At 43.3% G+C, this 15,465-nt stretch carries 17 protein-coding genes; 8 read left to right on the forward strand and 9 right to left on the reverse strand.

Going from position 1 to position 15,465, the window contains the following annotated elements; translation table 11 throughout:
* From OSCI_RS28020 to OSCI_RS24880, 7 genes are all read right to left on the reverse strand, one after another.
* A partial coding sequence (locus OSCI_RS28020) for a hypothetical protein (protein ID WP_019487795.1) occupies positions 1-864 on the reverse strand: 864 nt, incomplete at its 3' end.
* Positions 865-977: 113 nt separating this feature from the next.
* A complete protein-coding gene (locus tag OSCI_RS32140; protein WP_267879559.1) occupies positions 978-1,100 on the reverse strand; it encodes a hypothetical protein in 123 nt (40 codons plus the stop codon).
* A 481-nt stretch (positions 1,101-1,581) separates the two neighbouring features.
* Positions 1,582-1,875 carry a TIGR03792 family protein gene (locus OSCI_RS24855; protein ID WP_007357965.1) on the reverse strand — a complete coding sequence of 98 codons (294 nt, stop codon included), beginning with the start codon at positions 1,873-1,875 and terminating at the stop codon, positions 1,582-1,584.
* Between the two features lie 112 nt (positions 1,876-1,987).
* Positions 1,988-4,474, reverse strand: coding sequence for a PAS domain-containing sensor histidine kinase (locus OSCI_RS28025; protein ID WP_007357966.1), 2,487 nt, complete (start codon positions 4,472-4,474; stop codon positions 1,988-1,990).
* 489 nt (positions 4,475-4,963) lie between these two features.
* Complete coding sequence (locus OSCI_RS24870) at positions 4,964-6,172, reverse strand: AAA family ATPase (RefSeq protein ID WP_007357967.1); 1,209 nt, start codon at positions 6,170-6,172, stop codon at positions 4,964-4,966.
* Between the two features lie 217 nt (positions 6,173-6,389).
* Positions 6,390-6,935, reverse strand: coding sequence for an RNA 2'-phosphotransferase (locus OSCI_RS24875; protein WP_007357968.1), 546 nt, complete (start codon positions 6,933-6,935; stop codon positions 6,390-6,392).
* 245 nt (positions 6,936-7,180) lie between these two features.
* Positions 7,181-7,399, reverse strand: a complete 219-nt coding sequence (locus OSCI_RS24880) for a hypothetical protein (RefSeq protein ID WP_007357969.1) — start codon at positions 7,397-7,399, stop codon at positions 7,181-7,183.
* 273 nt (positions 7,400-7,672) lie between these two features.
* Between OSCI_RS24880 and rpmH the strand changes: the two genes are divergently transcribed.
* The 7 genes from rpmH (at position 7,673) to OSCI_RS24915 (ending at position 12,659) form a co-directional block, all read left to right on the forward strand.
* Positions 7,673-7,810 carry a 50S ribosomal protein L34 gene (gene rpmH, locus OSCI_RS24885; protein ID WP_007357971.1) on the forward strand — a complete coding sequence of 46 codons (138 nt, stop codon included), beginning with the start codon at positions 7,673-7,675 and terminating at the stop codon, positions 7,808-7,810.
* Positions 7,811-7,918: 108 nt separating this feature from the next.
* Positions 7,919-8,308, forward strand: coding sequence for a ribonuclease P protein component (gene rnpA / locus OSCI_RS24890; protein WP_007357972.1), 390 nt, complete (start codon positions 7,919-7,921; stop codon positions 8,306-8,308).
* The gene (locus OSCI_RS24895; protein WP_007357973.1) at positions 8,298-8,690 is read left to right on the forward strand and encodes a PH domain-containing protein; all 393 of its coding nucleotides are present in this window, start codon (positions 8,298-8,300) and stop codon (positions 8,688-8,690) included. The genes rnpA and OSCI_RS24895 overlap by 11 nt, the downstream gene beginning before the upstream one ends.
* 133 nt (positions 8,691-8,823) lie before the next feature.
* A complete protein-coding gene (gene yidC / locus OSCI_RS24900; protein ID WP_026103850.1) occupies positions 8,824-9,969 on the forward strand; it encodes a membrane protein insertase YidC in 1,146 nt (381 codons plus the stop codon).
* An 8-nt stretch (positions 9,970-9,977) separates the two neighbouring features.
* Positions 9,978-10,451: a protein jag gene (locus OSCI_RS24905; protein WP_007357975.1), complete on the forward strand. Its 474-nt coding sequence runs from the start codon at positions 9,978-9,980 to the stop codon at positions 10,449-10,451.
* A 77-nt stretch (positions 10,452-10,528) separates the two neighbouring features.
* Positions 10,529-11,035: a YceD family protein gene (locus tag OSCI_RS24910; protein WP_007357976.1), complete on the forward strand. Its 507-nt coding sequence runs from the start codon at positions 10,529-10,531 to the stop codon at positions 11,033-11,035.
* A gap of 115 nt (positions 11,036-11,150) precedes the next feature.
* Positions 11,151-12,659, forward strand: a complete 1,509-nt coding sequence (locus OSCI_RS24915) for an AAA family ATPase (RefSeq protein WP_007357977.1) — start codon at positions 11,151-11,153, stop codon at positions 12,657-12,659.
* 12 nt (positions 12,660-12,671) lie between these two features.
* On the opposite strand, the gene OSCI_RS24920 is transcribed toward OSCI_RS24915, so the two are convergent.
* Positions 12,672-13,433 carry an HNH endonuclease gene (locus OSCI_RS24920; protein WP_234708825.1) on the reverse strand — a complete coding sequence of 254 codons (762 nt, stop codon included), beginning with the start codon at positions 13,431-13,433 and terminating at the stop codon, positions 12,672-12,674.
* A gap of 499 nt (positions 13,434-13,932) precedes the next feature.
* Between OSCI_RS24920 and OSCI_RS24925 the strand changes: the two genes are divergently transcribed.
* Positions 13,933-14,394 carry an SH3 domain-containing protein gene (locus OSCI_RS24925; RefSeq protein WP_007357980.1) on the forward strand — a complete coding sequence of 154 codons (462 nt, stop codon included), beginning with the start codon at positions 13,933-13,935 and terminating at the stop codon, positions 14,392-14,394.
* Positions 14,395-14,722: 328 nt separating this feature from the next.
* Here the strand turns inward: OSCI_RS24925 and OSCI_RS24930 are convergent, their stop codons facing one another.
* Complete coding sequence (locus tag OSCI_RS24930; RefSeq protein ID WP_007357981.1) at positions 14,723-15,232, reverse strand: DUF2808 domain-containing protein; 510 nt, start codon at positions 15,230-15,232, stop codon at positions 14,723-14,725.
* Positions 15,233-15,465: the final 233 nt, after the last annotated feature.

Below are 15,465 nucleotides of genomic sequence, written 5' to 3' on the forward strand. Positions count from 1 at the left end.
TTCTGTTTGCTGCAACTGCTTGACAACATAAATTAACCGCTTGAGGTGAGGTTTCAAAACTTCTTGCTGCTCTTGTTCTAAACGGTTAATTTTGGCGGCGATCAGCGATAAATCTTCTCCAGTTTGGGGAGAGATAGTTTGCACATCATTCTGGAGAGTTGCGATCGCTTCTTGAATTAATAAAAACCTGGTATTTAAAACCTTCCAATCTTCTTGGGTGAGTGCATTTTCTGTCAAGTGTTTAGTCATGCTTTGCAGTTGCGCGATCGCTTCCCGGATCGGTTCTATATCTGCGGCTTCTGGGATCGATCGAGCTTGCACTTCCGCGCTTACTTGCTGTCGAACTTCGATCAAAGCTGATGCTACAATCTCTTGTAGAGAAGACACTGACTGACCCAGACTGAGAATCTGTTGCTCAAAATCTATAGAGTCAAAGTTTTCTGAACGAGGAATCGCCACAATTTGCTGGCGGAGAGACTCAATATCTGCTGATAATTGCTGGCGAAGTTTAACTACGATCGCGACGGTTGTTCTTTCCATTTTCTCTAGCGATCGCCGCACTTCAGCAATTTCTGGATCTTGAGAAACCACCTTCTGCTGCTCAAAACGATAGCGGTTAGCAACAGAGAGGGAAAGCGCCAAAGTCAGGGGAGCCACCCCATAAAAAGCTTGACCCGAAAGCGCCACAGCTAGGGAACCGAGAGCAGATGCACCGAGAGAAGCATACTCAGCCAACTCCAGCCAGTGCCTTTTGTGAGAAGTTGGTCTCACTTTTGGGAGTGAGGGGTCGAGCTTCCGCACGGCTTTAGGAGTCATAGTGTCTTCCCGTCTTTGATAAACTTGTTGCGAGACTTGGGGGATCATCGGGTTCTATCCTTATTAACTCATATACTCGCTAGGGGTTAGCCCAAGAGTTTTTTGATTATTTTAATTTTGGCATGAGGCTTGACTACAGCTCGTTTAGCTTGTTTGGGACTTTAAGAGGATTTTACCACTTTTGCGATCGCATCTATAAATTCCGCGCCTGGGCCAGACAGCCAGACTAGCACACCCTCCCCCGCCGCAAAATCCTGAGTGTAGCCATTGACAGAGTACTGCAAATAATCTAACTCCCGGATACCCCTGACCACACTATAGCGCGTGACTTTTGTTAACGAAGGAGAGGAGACGAGATGCGATCGCGCTTAACGCCAGCACAAACTAAAATAAAATGATATGATATGATGTCAATTTCTGATACCAATTGAAAATCAGCACTTAAAAAATGAACTCAAATAACAAATATCTTCACCAAATTCGCTCTATTTTCAGCATTACTCTTTTTGTTGCTCTTGTATTAGGAGTAAGCTATTTAACAGTAAATTTTTTCATCCGCATAGTAGAAAAATTTGCCTAATTTCACCTTTTAACCGCAGATAAATCCAACTCTGCACGGATAATTTTATACTCACCTGCTTGTATCTGCGGTTAAAAACTATAGCAAACCTAAGTCATTATTTATGATGATAATTTAAACCCATGAAGATTGCTTGAGTAAAATCTATTCTCACAATTCATCTAAAATTGCTATATTCCTTGAGTCTAATGCAAAAACTTCCGTACCTGATACTCACGAACTTCAACAATCGGCATCTGCAAATCCCCCATCAATTGGTCGATTTCATCTATTTTATTTTGCGGAATAGACTTCCACTGTTCTCTAGTTTCCCAACGAATCATAAATACGACCTCATTTCGCTCTGGATCTACCCATGTTTCTTTGCCTAGAAAACCAGGGAAGCTTCTTAATCCAGCCGTCCAAACTTCTTCGTCTCGCTGAATAAAAGCCTCACATTTTTCAGCAGGAACTCTAAATTTTAACCACTCAATTATCATTTGTTAGTTGTTAGTTGTTAGTTGTTAGTTGTTAGTTGTTAGTTGTTATTTACCAATTAGCAATTAGCAATTAGCAATTAGCAATTAGCAATTAGCAATTAGCAATTAGCAATTACCTAAAAGGTATTGTAATCACAAATTGCGTACCCTGTCCAGGCTCAGAAAAACATTGCAACTCGCCGCCATGTTTCTCAACCACCAAATGGTGAGAAATAGATAGCCCCAAACCAGTACCTTTCCCAGTAGGCTTAGTAGTAAACAACGGGTCAAAAATGCAGCGGCGAACTTCCTCCGTCATACCCGGCCCATTGTCCTTAATTGCGATCGCCACCCCCCGATCATTCACAACTTCAGTACGAATCTCAATTATATGGCTTAGCGGTGAGTTTTCTTTCCCACGTCTGCTACCATTAACTGTAAATCCCTCCTCCAAAGCATCAATAGCATTAGTCAACAAGTGCATAAACACCTGATTTAGTTGCCCTGCATAACACTCAATGCGCGGCAATTTTCCATACTCCTTAATCAGAGAAATCCCCGGTCGTCCCGCCTTAGCTTGGAGTCTATTTTGCAAAATTAGCAGCGTACTATCTAAACCTTCGTGAATATCCACTGGCTTCATATCAGCTTCATCCAAACGGGAGAAATGGCGCAGACTTCTCACTACATCTCGGATACGTTCTGACCCCACTTTCATCGAATCCAGCAGCTTTGGCAAGTCTTTCTTCAAGAAATTCAAACCCATTTCTTCTTTTTCAGCTTCAATATTCTCCACCGGATTTGGATAGTGTCGATCGTAAAGTTCTACCAACCTAATCAAATCTTGAGTATAGTGACTTGCATGAGTAAGATTGCCAGAAATGAAATTCACGGGATTATTAATTTCATGAGCAACACCTGCAACTAACTGTCCCAAAGAAGACATTTTTTCAGTCTGAATCAATTGAGTTTGAGTACGTTGCAATGCTGAAAGCGTCTGTTCCAACTCCTCAGCTTGGTGCCGAAAACGCTCTTCCGATTCCTGCAAAGCTAAAAGTACCTGTTTGCGTTCAGTGATATTTTGTGTCATGGTCATCCCTGCAAACACTTCTCCATGTTCGTTAATCAGAGGTAGAGTATGAGCTAAATAAACCTGATTAGCTACAGTCATTTCTGAAACCGTTGGCTGTCCTGCCAGTGCAGCTCGATATTGAGGCTCAACTTGTTCGCAAACTTCGGGAGGGAAAACTTCATAAAGAGTTCTGCCTTCCATTAACTCTTGAGAAAGACCAATTTTTTCTAATTCCGTCCCTTCAGCAAGAGTAAAGCGGAGGTCAGAATCAAATAAAATTACCGCGCCATTAGGGAAATTCCTAGTCAATGCGCGATACTTTTCTTCAGACCGGCGCATGGCGGCTTCCATCCTTTTGCGCTCTGTAATTTCTAAACCGACAAATACCGCAGCCCTACCTTGATGGTACTTCTGAGCGACGATTAAATAAGTGCGGGACACTCCTTTAACAGTAGCTGTTACTTCTTTAGAACTAGCCCAATCTGGACTAGCAAAAAACTCGTAAACTAAATCGTTAAATTTGGGGCTAGTCTCTAAAAACCCTACTTTTTGTCCGACAAAAGCATGGGTTGATAATTTGTAAGCAGCGGCTAAATGCTTGTTTACGCCTAAGTATCGCAAATCGGAACTTACCCAAGAAACCAATCCCGGTACAGCATCTAATACTGCTTGGAGTTGTTCTTTAGCATCTAAAAGTGCTGCCTGTGCTGCTTTGCGCTCGGTGATATCGCGGGCAAAGGCGCAGTGATACTCAATACCATTAAATTCTAAATAGTTGACAGTTACTTCTACGGGAAAACTGCGACCCCGTTTGGTTTCGCGGCGAGATTCAAAGGTGAAGGAACCTTGTTGTTTGACTAAGTTCCAATGGTTTGGCCATGTTTCTGCTGACAATTCGGGGTCAATGTCGTGAATGCTGAGTCGTAGCAGTTCTGAACGGGAGTATTGTAACGAATGGCAGGCGGCTTCGTTGACGTAGCAAAGTTGCCCGTTTGAGGTCATCCAGAAGACGGCATCGGCGGCGCGATCCATCGCAAATTGAGTTAGCTGTAGCGCTTCTTCTAGGTGCTTGCTCTCGGTGATGATTTCGGTGAAGAGTATCAGGCCGCCGATCGCACCGTCGCTGCTATACCAAGGCTGAAATACCCATTTCACCCACTCAATTTTGCCGTTGGGTATGATGAAAGTTTCTGATTCGCACTCCGGGAGGATTCCTGCTAGGCAAGCTTGGGCGTTTTGCCACCAAGTATCGGGGAGGTTGGGGAAGAGTTCGGAATGAGAGCAGCCGATCGCATCGTAGCTGCTGTTGCCGTAATCTTTTTGCCACCGCCGAGAAACGGCTAGATAGCGCATTTCGCGGTCAACCATAGCAACGGCTGCGGGTATGTATTCTACAAATCGGCGAAATCTGTCCTCACTCTCAGACATGACCATCTCTGGAGGTTGGTTCGCAGTCAGGGTCTTCCCATTGGTGTAAGTCGCCAATACCGGAATTGTCGGCTGAGCTTGGTTTGTGTGCACTTTTGGGATGCCCTCCTTGTCGGTCATGTTTAAAAATTATCTGGGATGTTAATTGAGACACCCCAGCTTTCTCTGGTCACTGAGTTGATGGGTTTAACTTATAGGGGGTCTAACCCCTTATTAATAGCATCTCCGACATAAGCTTGTCTATGGATATTTGGTCTGATTTATCTCTCAAACCCGATGGCAATTGCCCTCGCCATCGTTGTCACCATCGAAATACTGAAAGCGAGCTCACTCGCCTTTGAGCAGTTACGCAGTTCGCGAACGCTTTTCCGGTGAATTAAGTAGAACTAAAGCCCATCAAAAATAGATTGTTGAAAATAAGCAGCAAAACAGGTCGGCAGATTTTCCCGTTCAGTGCTTGTTTGCAGCGTCGTCTGAGAAAACCGCCTAGATGCAACCTGATGTTTTTGCGCGTCGGCATTTACTGAGATCCTGAATTAAGACTCAAAACTCGAGAACCAAAGCTTCACAAAAATTCAGTAAATTTACTGGGAAAATAGCCCTCTTTACTCAGACAAATTTGTAGGTAAATTCACTGGTAAAATCGACCCTTCCCTTCCGTAAAACTGCTGGATCTAGTCTGTCAGTCGTATTGCACGTCATCAAAACTACGAGTTTTTGCTGAACTTGAATGCCATCTTCATCAATGACACTCTGGTATAAGGTTCCGTCGAGTAAACTCAGAATGTGCTCGGTTTTACTATTGCGCTGAGCTGCGTCGCTGGCACGATTTTGTGCCAAATTATCAGCTTCATTAATAATAATACAAATTCGCTCCAAATAGCTAGGCGGTACGAAATTTTCTACAGCATCGTGATCCAAGATAAAAATTACATACCCCAAAGGCATTAGAATTTCCTTGGCTACAGCTTGCGTCCAGGCAGTTTTGCCAGTCCCTGGTTCTCCGCTGACGAGTACGGCCAATTGGCTGCGATCGAGTACCGCCTGCTGCACTGTATCAGTAAAATTTTGGATATCAGGGGGAAATGTCCGAATTGGATATTGACTCTGAACTTGTCCAACCCGGCTTTTGTAACCACTGAGGATGACGGCCAGATTGTAAGTAGCTTTATTTACCATCGGCGCGATATCTTTCGACATCAAAGTATAGCGCCTGCGTCCGCGATCGTAGTCATCTATTTGCAGCCAGCAGGAGCGTTGCGGCCAAAAAGCATAAACAGTGCCTAAAACTTCCAGACGATCCCAGCTTACAAATCGCTCTGTTGGGTAATAAAAATGCCGCTCCATAAAGCACTGGGTAACGATTTCGGGCTTACCCAACAAAGTCAGAACCTTGAAAATTGTAATTTCCTGCAATTTGTTGAGAACGTAATCGATGGGAATACTATCGCGGCTCACTAATTGAGTAACAGGAGTTTCTATACTCAGAATGTCTTTGTACCGATAATCTGGGCCTAATGGTTGGGGGGTAATATAGTTCCAAAATTCGTCAATTTCATAGCGCGTGTTTTCAGAAAATACATTTAAAATATTTGCGAACCAACTATATTGATTGCGACCGAGAGCATCAGCGACATCGCTGGCGATATCCAGAGTTTTTTGAGTGAGTTCTAAGGGATCGTTAGCTGCTAAATGCAACAGGTAACTCAAGTTAAACTCTCTATATAATGGTCGCCAACCAGCGCCTAATAGCCCTCTACTTTGAGGGTTGTTTTGGAGGGAATTGTCTTGGCGATCGCTAAAGTATCCTGAACCCATTATTTCCAATCCTCGGTACTAAATTTTAAAATTTAATATGACTTTCTCACCCTTCTTGGTAACGCCGCCCTCTGGATATTTTTTTACAGCTAGGGTGGCGGCCTTACACTATTAATCTGTCAGTAGTTGAATGCTGCGATTAGTAGAATATTTCTTTCCTTCGCGATATAGATTATGGCAGCCCCTAATCTACAAGGTGCGGGAGTAATTTTGTGGCTCAGGTTAGCTTTAGATATTCAGGCGGAACGTACTCGACAAGCCAAACTCCATTTTCAGAACAGTAAAATGTATAACCTCGATCGTGCATTGCTTCTGCGGCGATAGTAAAAACTACTGGTAAACCGTGCCTTGCTCCTACCTTTTGCGCTGTTTTTATATTAACAGATAGATGAACGTGGTGTCGCGACATTTTGCAAATTCCACTCTTGAGAATAGACTCGACTGCGCCTTTTCCAGTTCCGTGATATAACACATCAGGAGGAACAGCAGGCTCTAATTGTAAATCAACTGTTATACTATGTCCTTGGTTAGCACGAATTAGAGTACCTGTGGAGTCAAATGAGAAACGTTGTTTGTCGTTTTTTGCGACTACTTCTTTGAGTTCTGCCAGTTGAATAGGGAAATTGCGATCGCTGCTTGCAGCTAGGAGTCGATCGACAGCAACCCAGCCCCCAGGAGAGAGTTCTATGCCTAAGCGCTCTGGTGTGTGCCGAAGATGTCTACTGAGATATTTGCTGATTTTAACTAACCGAGAGTTATTCATATATTGCTCTTCCTTCTCCCTTTAACCTTTCTGAAAAAAAGCAGAATTTCTTTGTGTAGTATTTGATATACTACATGGTCTGTACGAAGGTGTCAAGAGCGGGGAGAAAGTTATTTGATTGAGTTTTATATTAAATTGTGAACGATCGCTTATTCCTTCAAGGCGAGGAGTTTTGTGCGAACATCCGCTTGGGAAAGCTGGAGTAAAATCTATCCGTAGGTTGAAGCAAGTCGCCAAGCCATCAGCTACCTACGGAGAATTGAAGTAATAATTATAGTAATAGTAGCACTGGCAATCAGACTGAAAGCAAGTTGCACAACCCACTGTGTAGCTTTTTGATAGTTATCGAATTTGTCATTGGATCTCTCAACATCAGTTGATAGCCTCTCAACATCAGTTGATAGCTTGTCTAGCTTTTCAATCACATTTACCAGTGTCGGGTCAGAGTTAGGATTAGTTGACATAAAATCATTTAAATAATGTCGTTAGGAGTGAAACTAAACAATCCCAGTTAATGGCAATTGCTGGGTCGATCGCCATGACTTGCAATATCTCTACTTGCTTAAATTCTAATTTTTCCATAAAATCATTAAAATACAAGCAAACTCAACATTATTGGCAAAGGCTCTAACCAAGTAAATTACAACTTTTAGTATTGAAAGTAGCGCCATAATAGAGTAAAATCAAAGATTGTGACTTTTAACGCAATTTAAACAAGCTCGCCGGGAGGAATCGGGATGACACAGCAAACCTTACATGGAACCAGCCGCAAACGCAAAAGAACATCAGGTTTTCGGGCCAGAATGCGAACCAAAAACGGTCAAGCCGTAATTAGCGCCCGCCGCAAAAAAGGTCGTCATCGCTTAGCAGTCTAGAAATAAATCCCTCGCGAATGGCAACGCCTTACCAGAAACCCGGTTTCTCGTGCCAAACGCAGCTTAAATGTTGCCTTCAGTGAAACCAGGTTTCTGCCACCAGACCCCATGTTGCCCCCAGCCAACCGACTCCGGCGCAAAGAAGACTTCAGTGCCGTTTACCGCAAAGGAATTCGCCGCAATTCCCACCATCTGACATTAAGAGCTCTGCGGCACTCAAATAAAGCCGAATTAGCTCAGCAGCAAAAAGACTTGAAATCCTTGCCTGCAACGTGCATCGGCATTTCTATTAGTCTCAAAGTTAGCAAGCGTTCAGTCGTCCGCAACCGAATTAAGCGACAGATTCGGGCCGCCCTGCGGCAGATGTTGCCCCGCATCTCTCCTGGGTGGAATCTAGTAATTGTAGTTCGGCCTACAGCCCAAGAGTGCAATTATGGTGAATTTCTGCAAGAATTAGAGCAGTTGTTGGTAGAAGCGGAGGTGCTAAATGGGAATTAAAGAGGAAGTCTTTTATGAAGGCGGGCCGGCGATCGCAGACTTGATGATTAACCTACTGTTAGGTATGACCGTAGTTGGCTTACCCCTAGCCGTAGGAGCGATCGTGCGATCGCTGTGGCTGCGCTACCGGATCACCAACCGCCGAATCTCAGTGACAGGCGGCTGGATGGGAGGCGATCGCACGGACATAGTTTACTCAGAAATTGTCAAAATAGTAAAAGTACCACGCGGTTTCGGCACCTACGGAGATATGGTCGTCACCCTCAAAAATGGTGGCCGCTTAGAACTTCGGGCAATTCCTAGATTCCGTGAAATCTACGATTACATAAATGAAAAACTGTCTCCAGCAGCTCAAAAAGCTAGCCTCACAACCTCTAAGTGACAAATTTTAAGGTAAAACCCTTAATTTTAGGCTATAACCGCCTACCTTCTGTCACTTCAAAACCTACTAATCCCCAAGGATTGTAGCTACTTTAAATTAGAAAACTCAGAGCACTTAAGTTAAATCAAAGCTAATGGATTTTGGTATCTCGTTTCTCTCCAATAACCTAATGCTACCGATCCTAGATTTTTTCTACGGGATCGTGCCTAGTTACGGTTTAGCGATCGTAGCTCTGACGCTTGTAATTCGCTTTGCCCTTTACCCGCTAAATGCAGGCTCCCTTCGCAATATGCGCCGCATGAAAGTAGCGCAGCCATTGATGAAAGAGCGAGTTGAGCAAATTCAGAAGCTACATAAAGACAATCCTGCCAAACAGCAGGAAGAAATGAGCAAAGTATACAAAGAATTTGGCAATCCCCTAGCTGGATGCTTCCCGCTATTGGTGCAAATGCCAGTGCTATTTGCCTTATTTGCCACTTTGCGAGGTTCGCCTTTTTCTGATGTTAACTATACCGTTAACCTCCAAGTCCTACCCCAAGAACAGATCGAACGGGTACAACCGCAAGCTTTTGCAACTCCTCCTCAAAATATTTACATCGCCGATAGCGTTCACGCTCCGATTATCGGCTTACTTCCAGGGGGAGACAAACTCGGAGTTGGCGAAAAAACCCATCTAGAGTTTCAAACAGTTGAGGGCAAACCGCTAGCGGCTCTAGCAGCAGAATACGATCAAAATACGCTCGTCCCCCATTGGAAAGTAATCAAAGGGGAAGAGCGGGTGCAAGTGGATGAACAAGGGAACATTACAGCTCTAGAACCCGGAGATGCAACGATTCAAGGTACGATCCCTGGTTTGGCGACAAACAAAGGCTTCCTATTTATTGAAGCCCTCGGCCGTGTCGGCGCGATCGATCCAGACGGCAAGATTCACTGGGATATTCTGGTAATGATTCTGGGCTTTGGTATCAGCTTGTATGTTAACCAAACCCTTTCTGGACAAACTCAAGGGCCGAATGATAATCCCCAGCAGGCGACAATTAATAAACTCACTCCCGTGATATTTTCTGGGATGTTTTTGTTCTTTCCCCTGCCAGCAGGTGTGTTGATGTATATGCTGGTTGCTAACATCTTTCAAACCGTTCAGGCTTTTATTTTGTCACGGGAACCATTACCGGACAATCTCCAGAAAATAGTAGATGAAGCTGAGGCGAAAGCAAAGAAAGATAAGGGAGAAGATGCACTTCCTTTTGAGCCGGGACGTACTAAGAAGAAGGCTTGATACTAACCATGAGTGAGAATCAAATACAGCGCGGACAGGAATGGTTAGAAAAACTACTCAGCCTGTCCAAGATTACCTCAAACGTCATCCCTAGCCATCAAGAAGATGGCTACTGGTTGACTATTGATGACAGTAGCCTGACACCAGCTCAGATTGAAATTCTAATCGGTTATGAGGGTATGGCAATCGATGCAATTCAATATTTATGTAACACCATTGTCAACATCTCTGAGGAGCAAGGTGAACCAACGGGTTACACAATTGAACTGAATGGCTATAGATTGCGTCGTCTCAAGGAATTGCAAGCGATCGCAGAAAGGGCAGCAGCACAAGTGCGGCAGACGGGAGAACAATTTGAACTCAAATCTCTTTCTTCTGCGGAACGTCGTCAAGTTCACAGCCTTTTGAGCGAATGCGACGATTTAGAAACTTATAGCATAGGACAAGAGCCAGACCGTCGCTTAGTCGTGCGGTTGCGCTGAGTTAATTTGGGGTTTGAGATTTGCTAGCGATCGCAAATCCCAAATCCTAAATCGCAAGAGGAAGGCGAGGTATTAAGATGGATGCAATTTATATCCCCCATCTACTCAAAAAAACAGAGCAGAAAGAGGAAATTCAGTTTGAAGAGTTACTGCCGGATCTAGAAACTCTTACGCCTGTAAGAGGCTATTTACGAGTGACGCACCAAGGGACTTATCTGGATGTCAGGGCGAAGGCAGAAACAATTGTTACTCTCACCTGCGATCGATGTTTAAAACAATACAATCACCGTTTGGCAGTTAATACTTCGGAAATGATTTGGCTGGATGAAGCAGCAAGTTCAGTAGAGTCAAAAGCGGGAGAAATCGAAGTCGATTTAGAAGATTTGGTAGAAACTCTATCTCCTAACGGCTATTTTGAGGCGGGAGATTGGCTATATCAGCAAATATGTCTGGAAATGCCACTGAGAAAGTTGTGTGACTCTAAGTGCCGGGGCATTCAACTCACAGATGTCGATAAATCGCAACCTTTGTCTGATGCTCGATGGGCTTCTTTAGAAGCTCTGAAAAAGCAATTACCTGGATAATATTTTGTTAATTGTTAGTAGTTAGTGGTTAGTGGCAATCGATCGCCCATAGCTAAAAAATTAAAAAATTACAACTAACAACTAACAACTAACAACTAACAAATAACAATTAACAATGTCCACTTTTAGTAACGAGTTTGAACTGCTACTGCGATCGCGCTATCCTGTAATTTACATTCCCACGCGGGAGGAAGAGCGGGCAGAAGTCGCGATCGCGCATTCTGCTAAAAATTTAGGAAACCGAGCCGTTTATATCTGGGATTTTGTCGATGGCTACCAAGGCAACCCCAACGATCTCGGCTTTGGCAAACGCAATCCTCTACAAGCTTTGGAATTTCTCGAAAAGCTGCCCGCCTCCGCTCCGGCAATCTTCATTTTACGGGACTTCCAACGATTTTTAGAAGATATTTCGATTTCCCGCAAGCTTCGCAATCTCGCCCGATCCCTGAAATCTCAACCTAAAAATATTGTCATTATTTCTGCTCAGATTGCTATTCCCGATGACCTGGGCGAATTATTGACAGTTTTAGAGTTTGCGCTGCCAACGGCTGCGGAAATCAAAATTGAGGTAGAACGCCTGTTAATGGCTACTGGACAGCCTCTAGAAGGGCGCTTGTTGGATGAAATGGTGCGTTCCTGCCAAGGACTTTCTATCGAAAGGATTCGGCGGGTGTTAGCGAAGGCGATCGCTACTCGCGGCGAACTTCAACCCGATGACGTAGAATTAATCTTAGAAGAAAAGCGCCAAACTATCCGCCAAACTCAAATTTTAGATTTCTACTCAGCCCATGAAAATATTTCAGACATCGGCGGTTTAGATAATCTCAAAGAATGGTTACTGCGACGCGGAGGCGCTTTTTCTGAAAAAGCCCGACAGTATGGTTTACCGCATCCGAGAGGATTACTGTTAGTAGGTATTCAGGGAACGGGCAAATCTCTAACGGCAAAAGCGATCGCCCACCATTGGCATTTACCCCTATTGCGATTGGATGTTGGCCGCCTATTTGCGGGATTAGTCGGCGAGTCGGAATCTCGCACTAGGCAAATGATTCAGTTAGCAGAAGCGCTTGCACCCTGCGTACTTTGGATCGATGAAATTGACAAAGCTTTTGGCGGTTTCGACAGTAAAGGAGATGCAGGAACAACTAGCAGGGTGTTCGGGACTTTTATTACTTGGTTAGCAGAAAAAACTTCTCCTGTTTTTGTCGTGGCTACTGCTAATAACATTCAGTCTTTACCGCCAGAAATGCTCAGAAAAGGTCGATTTGATGAGATATTTTTCGTGGGTTTGCCGAATCAAGAAGAGCGACGTGCTATTTTTGAAGTGCATTTATCTAGGCTGAGGCCACAGAGTTTAAAAAACTACGATCTAGAGCGCTTGGCTTATGAAACTCCCGATTTTTCCGGGGCGGAAATCGAGCAAACTTTGATTGAAGCAATGCACATTGGTTTTAGTCAAAATCGCGATTTTACTACAGATGATGTATTAGAATCTGCTAGTCAGATGGTTCCTTTAGCTAGAACCGCGCAAGAACAAATTCAATTTCTGCAAGATTGGGCCGCCGCCGGCAAAGCTCGCCTAGCTTCCCGATATGGCGGTTTAAGTCGTCGGATTCAGGGATAAACAGCTATAATTCTAATTATTTAGATTAAGTAAATGTTTAATTTCTTCTAGGGTAAATGGAGGATTTTTTCTATGTATCATTGCATGACAGTTAGGACATACGGGACGTAAATCTTGAATTGGATCAACTTCATATTCTTGATTAATTTCAGATAAAGAGATTAAATGATGAACATGAATGAAACCTTTACCTATTTCTCCAAAAACTTTTTCAAAATCAAATCTACAAATAAAACAATTTTTTCCATAGTATTCAATACATTTTTTTCGAGCTTGATTATTTCTTTCATAAGAATTAACTGTTACTTGACTAACAGCACCTTCTTTGAAAATTCTTTTTAGTTCTATTTCTCCAACTTCATCAGTAAATATTAATGTATCATCTGCTACATCGTCAGAATCAAAAATATCTTCAAAATTCAGTTTTGGGTTAGTTAAAATCTTACAAACTAAATCATATAGTTCTTTTTCAGAATATGCTTGAAATCCTTGATAAATTTCTTTTTCAAAATGCCATAGCTCTCTCTGCCACCAACCTTTACGGCTATTTTTATGATAAGGATCAAAAGCATCTCTAAAATTTTTAATTGTATTAGATGAAATTTCAAGTATAGAACCTATTGTTTCATGGGTTTCAGTCATATTACCGAAACCTAATTTTTGATAAGCATCCCTGTCAAATCTTGAAAGATAATAACCTACTATATAAGCATAAGGACAATTGCAATCACTAAATGAATCTATAAGACTATTCCAATTATCAGGTTTTTTCATAATTAATAGTATTGACTGTACTGTAACGCCGTCTACATCCATCTCATATACTATCTTAGAGAAGTAGCTGAGATTTTTTTAGGTTGTAACAAAAGTTAAAAAATAGCAGTTAGACTGCTACTTAATTAGCCAAAAGCACCAACGCTTAGACTGTTTTCGCCCTAACGCCGAGGGATTTTTGGTATTGCAATTTTACTATCCCGGTAGTAACATTCACCTAGTAAGCATCGACTTTCGGACTAGCCTTGATGCTTTATATGAAGATGTGACTTTCGGAGACTCAGTAGGCCAAGGGGGTATTTAAGCTGAATTGGTATAAGTTCTGGATCAAAAGGATTTAGCGAGTTCTGGCATTAATCGATCGCTACTCGCCGCAAACTTCAACCCAATGATGTAAAATTAAGCTTAGAAGAAAAACGCCCAACCATCCAACCAACTAAAATTAAAAAATTATTAACCACTAACAACCAACAATTAACAACGAACCACTAACAACTTTATGAGTTTATCTGGCTTATTCAAATTTATTGTCGGTTTTCTGTTAGCGATTGTGCTTCTGACTGGTGCGAGTGTGGCGGCTGCACTTTATTTTGCTGCTAAACTGAGTGCTCTACCTGAAAGACCGACATTCTCCAATGAGGCAAAAACGACCCAGACTGCGATCGCGAAGCCAAAGTTAACAGCAGCCTCAAATCCAGAACCCGCCTCTAGCGATACCCCCTCCCCTTCTCCGAAACCGCTAGAACCAGGCGCTTACCGCGCGATCGTGACTCAGCCTATTGGGTTGATTCTAAGGGATAGTCCGACGCGAGACTCAAACCGGATTGGGGGTATTGCTTATAAGGAAAAGGTAGTAGTTGTGGAAGAAACCCCTGATAAACAGTGGCAGCGGGTACGTATTGAACAGGAAGATCGCGAAGGTTGGGTAAAAGGCGGTAATACTGAGAAAACTGAGGAGTAATCACCCTCTTTTATAGTTGTACTCAGAGTAAAATCTTTCTGAAATTTTGTTTGTTGCTGCGATCGCAAAACTACAGGACTTAAGCACCCAACCACAGAAACCGGGTTTTTTGACGAAAATACTTCTTTTGACCCACAGATTCTCTCAAAAACCCGGTTTCTAGGGCAGCGTTGCAATTATAGCAACCGCCACAACGGTTAGGACACGCGCTCATGGCCCAAACTATTGACTTTCTTCCCCTCTTTCCCTTCTTTCCCTTCTTTCCCTAGTCCCTAGCCCCTAGCCCCTAGCCCCTAACCGCAGAAAGCGGTTGCAATTAGCATTTGGCTTACTGAATGCTCAAAATCCAAGTGCCAATGTAACGAAGTAAGGGTGCGTCGCCGGGGGTGCGAATGCGAGCGTTGAAATTGTACATCCCGCCATTAGTAGGATTTTTGACATTGGAGAGTACGATCTCAACGTTGTTACCCGCCGGAATTGGTTCGATGGGATAAATTTCAATCAAGTTATTTTCTTTATTCCACAGTACCTCTTGCAGCGGGACTGCTTTGCCTTTGACGCGCACTTCTATGTTTTTGGGATCGAATTCACCTTTGTAGTAGTTGGGATAAGATATCGCTAATTGTGCGATCGCTAAAGGCAGTTTTTTGGCGGGAATCCGCAAGCGATAGCGATCCCACATTCCGACTGTGCCGTAGTCCAAGCGGAAGCTCAACTGATTCTGCCGTTCCGGGCCGCCAAAGATGGTGAATCCCGGCATCCCTTGCCCTAAGCTGATGGCAGGTAAGCCTGTCAACAAGAAACCTGTCATTGCTAAAGCTGAAAATAAGCGCCGCATATTTTTTTCCTATTCGTCTCTCTTAATTGTATAATTCTACAGTTTACTTTTAAACTGGCAGGATAATTATATTTGAGGGGCTTAACTTTCATAGGACTAAAGCCCACTGGTACGATTAGTTAGGGTGCGCCAGAGCCCCAACCCCTGATTCTTTCAATCCATAACTTCATCTGACGCACCCTACAAGCTGTTTAAAGACAGGGGTTTCGCTGTGTTTTTGATATTGTGGGGGC

This window comes from Kamptonema sp. PCC 6506 (assembly GCF_000180455.1).
Classification (GTDB): domain Bacteria; phylum Cyanobacteriota; class Cyanobacteriia; order Cyanobacteriales; family Microcoleaceae; genus Kamptonema; species Kamptonema formosum.

Excerpts from the sequence above, each read along its gene's own strand:
- OSCI_RS24915 (WP_007357977.1), top strand. The coding sequence starts at position 11,151 with ATGTCCACTTTTAGTAACGAGTTTGAACTGCTACTGCGATCGCGCTAT.
- OSCI_RS24870 (WP_007357967.1), bottom strand. The coding sequence starts at position 6,172 with ATGGGTTCAGGATACTTTAGCGATCGCCAAGACAATTCCCTCCAAAAC.
- rnpA (WP_007357972.1), top strand. The coding sequence starts at position 7,919 with ATGTTGCCCCCAGCCAACCGACTCCGGCGCAAAGAAGACTTCAGTGCC.
- OSCI_RS24930 (WP_007357981.1), bottom strand. The coding sequence starts at position 15,232 with ATGCGGCGCTTATTTTCAGCTTTAGCAATGACAGGTTTCTTGTTGACA.
- OSCI_RS24920 (WP_234708825.1), bottom strand. The coding sequence starts at position 13,433 with ATGAAAAAACCTGATAATTGGAATAGTCTTATAGATTCATTTAGTGAT.
- rpmH (WP_007357971.1), top strand. The coding sequence starts at position 7,673 with ATGACACAGCAAACCTTACATGGAACCAGCCGCAAACGCAAAAGAACA.
- OSCI_RS24855 (WP_007357965.1), bottom strand. The coding sequence starts at position 1,875 with ATGATAATTGAGTGGTTAAAATTTAGAGTTCCTGCTGAAAAATGTGAG.
- OSCI_RS24910 (WP_007357976.1), top strand. The coding sequence starts at position 10,529 with ATGGATGCAATTTATATCCCCCATCTACTCAAAAAAACAGAGCAGAAA.
- OSCI_RS24880 (WP_007357969.1), bottom strand. The coding sequence starts at position 7,399 with ATGTCAACTAATCCTAACTCTGACCCGACACTGGTAAATGTGATTGAA.
- OSCI_RS24895 (WP_007357973.1), top strand. The coding sequence starts at position 8,298 with ATGGGAATTAAAGAGGAAGTCTTTTATGAAGGCGGGCCGGCGATCGCA.
- OSCI_RS24875 (WP_007357968.1), bottom strand. The coding sequence starts at position 6,935 with ATGAATAACTCTCGGTTAGTTAAAATCAGCAAATATCTCAGTAGACAT.
- yidC (WP_026103850.1), top strand. The coding sequence starts at position 8,824 with ATGGATTTTGGTATCTCGTTTCTCTCCAATAACCTAATGCTACCGATC.
- OSCI_RS24905 (WP_007357975.1), top strand. The coding sequence starts at position 9,978 with ATGAGTGAGAATCAAATACAGCGCGGACAGGAATGGTTAGAAAAACTA.
- OSCI_RS28025 (WP_007357966.1), bottom strand. The coding sequence starts at position 4,474 with ATGACCGACAAGGAGGGCATCCCAAAAGTGCACACAAACCAAGCTCAG.
- OSCI_RS24925 (WP_007357980.1), top strand. The coding sequence starts at position 13,933 with ATGAGTTTATCTGGCTTATTCAAATTTATTGTCGGTTTTCTGTTAGCG.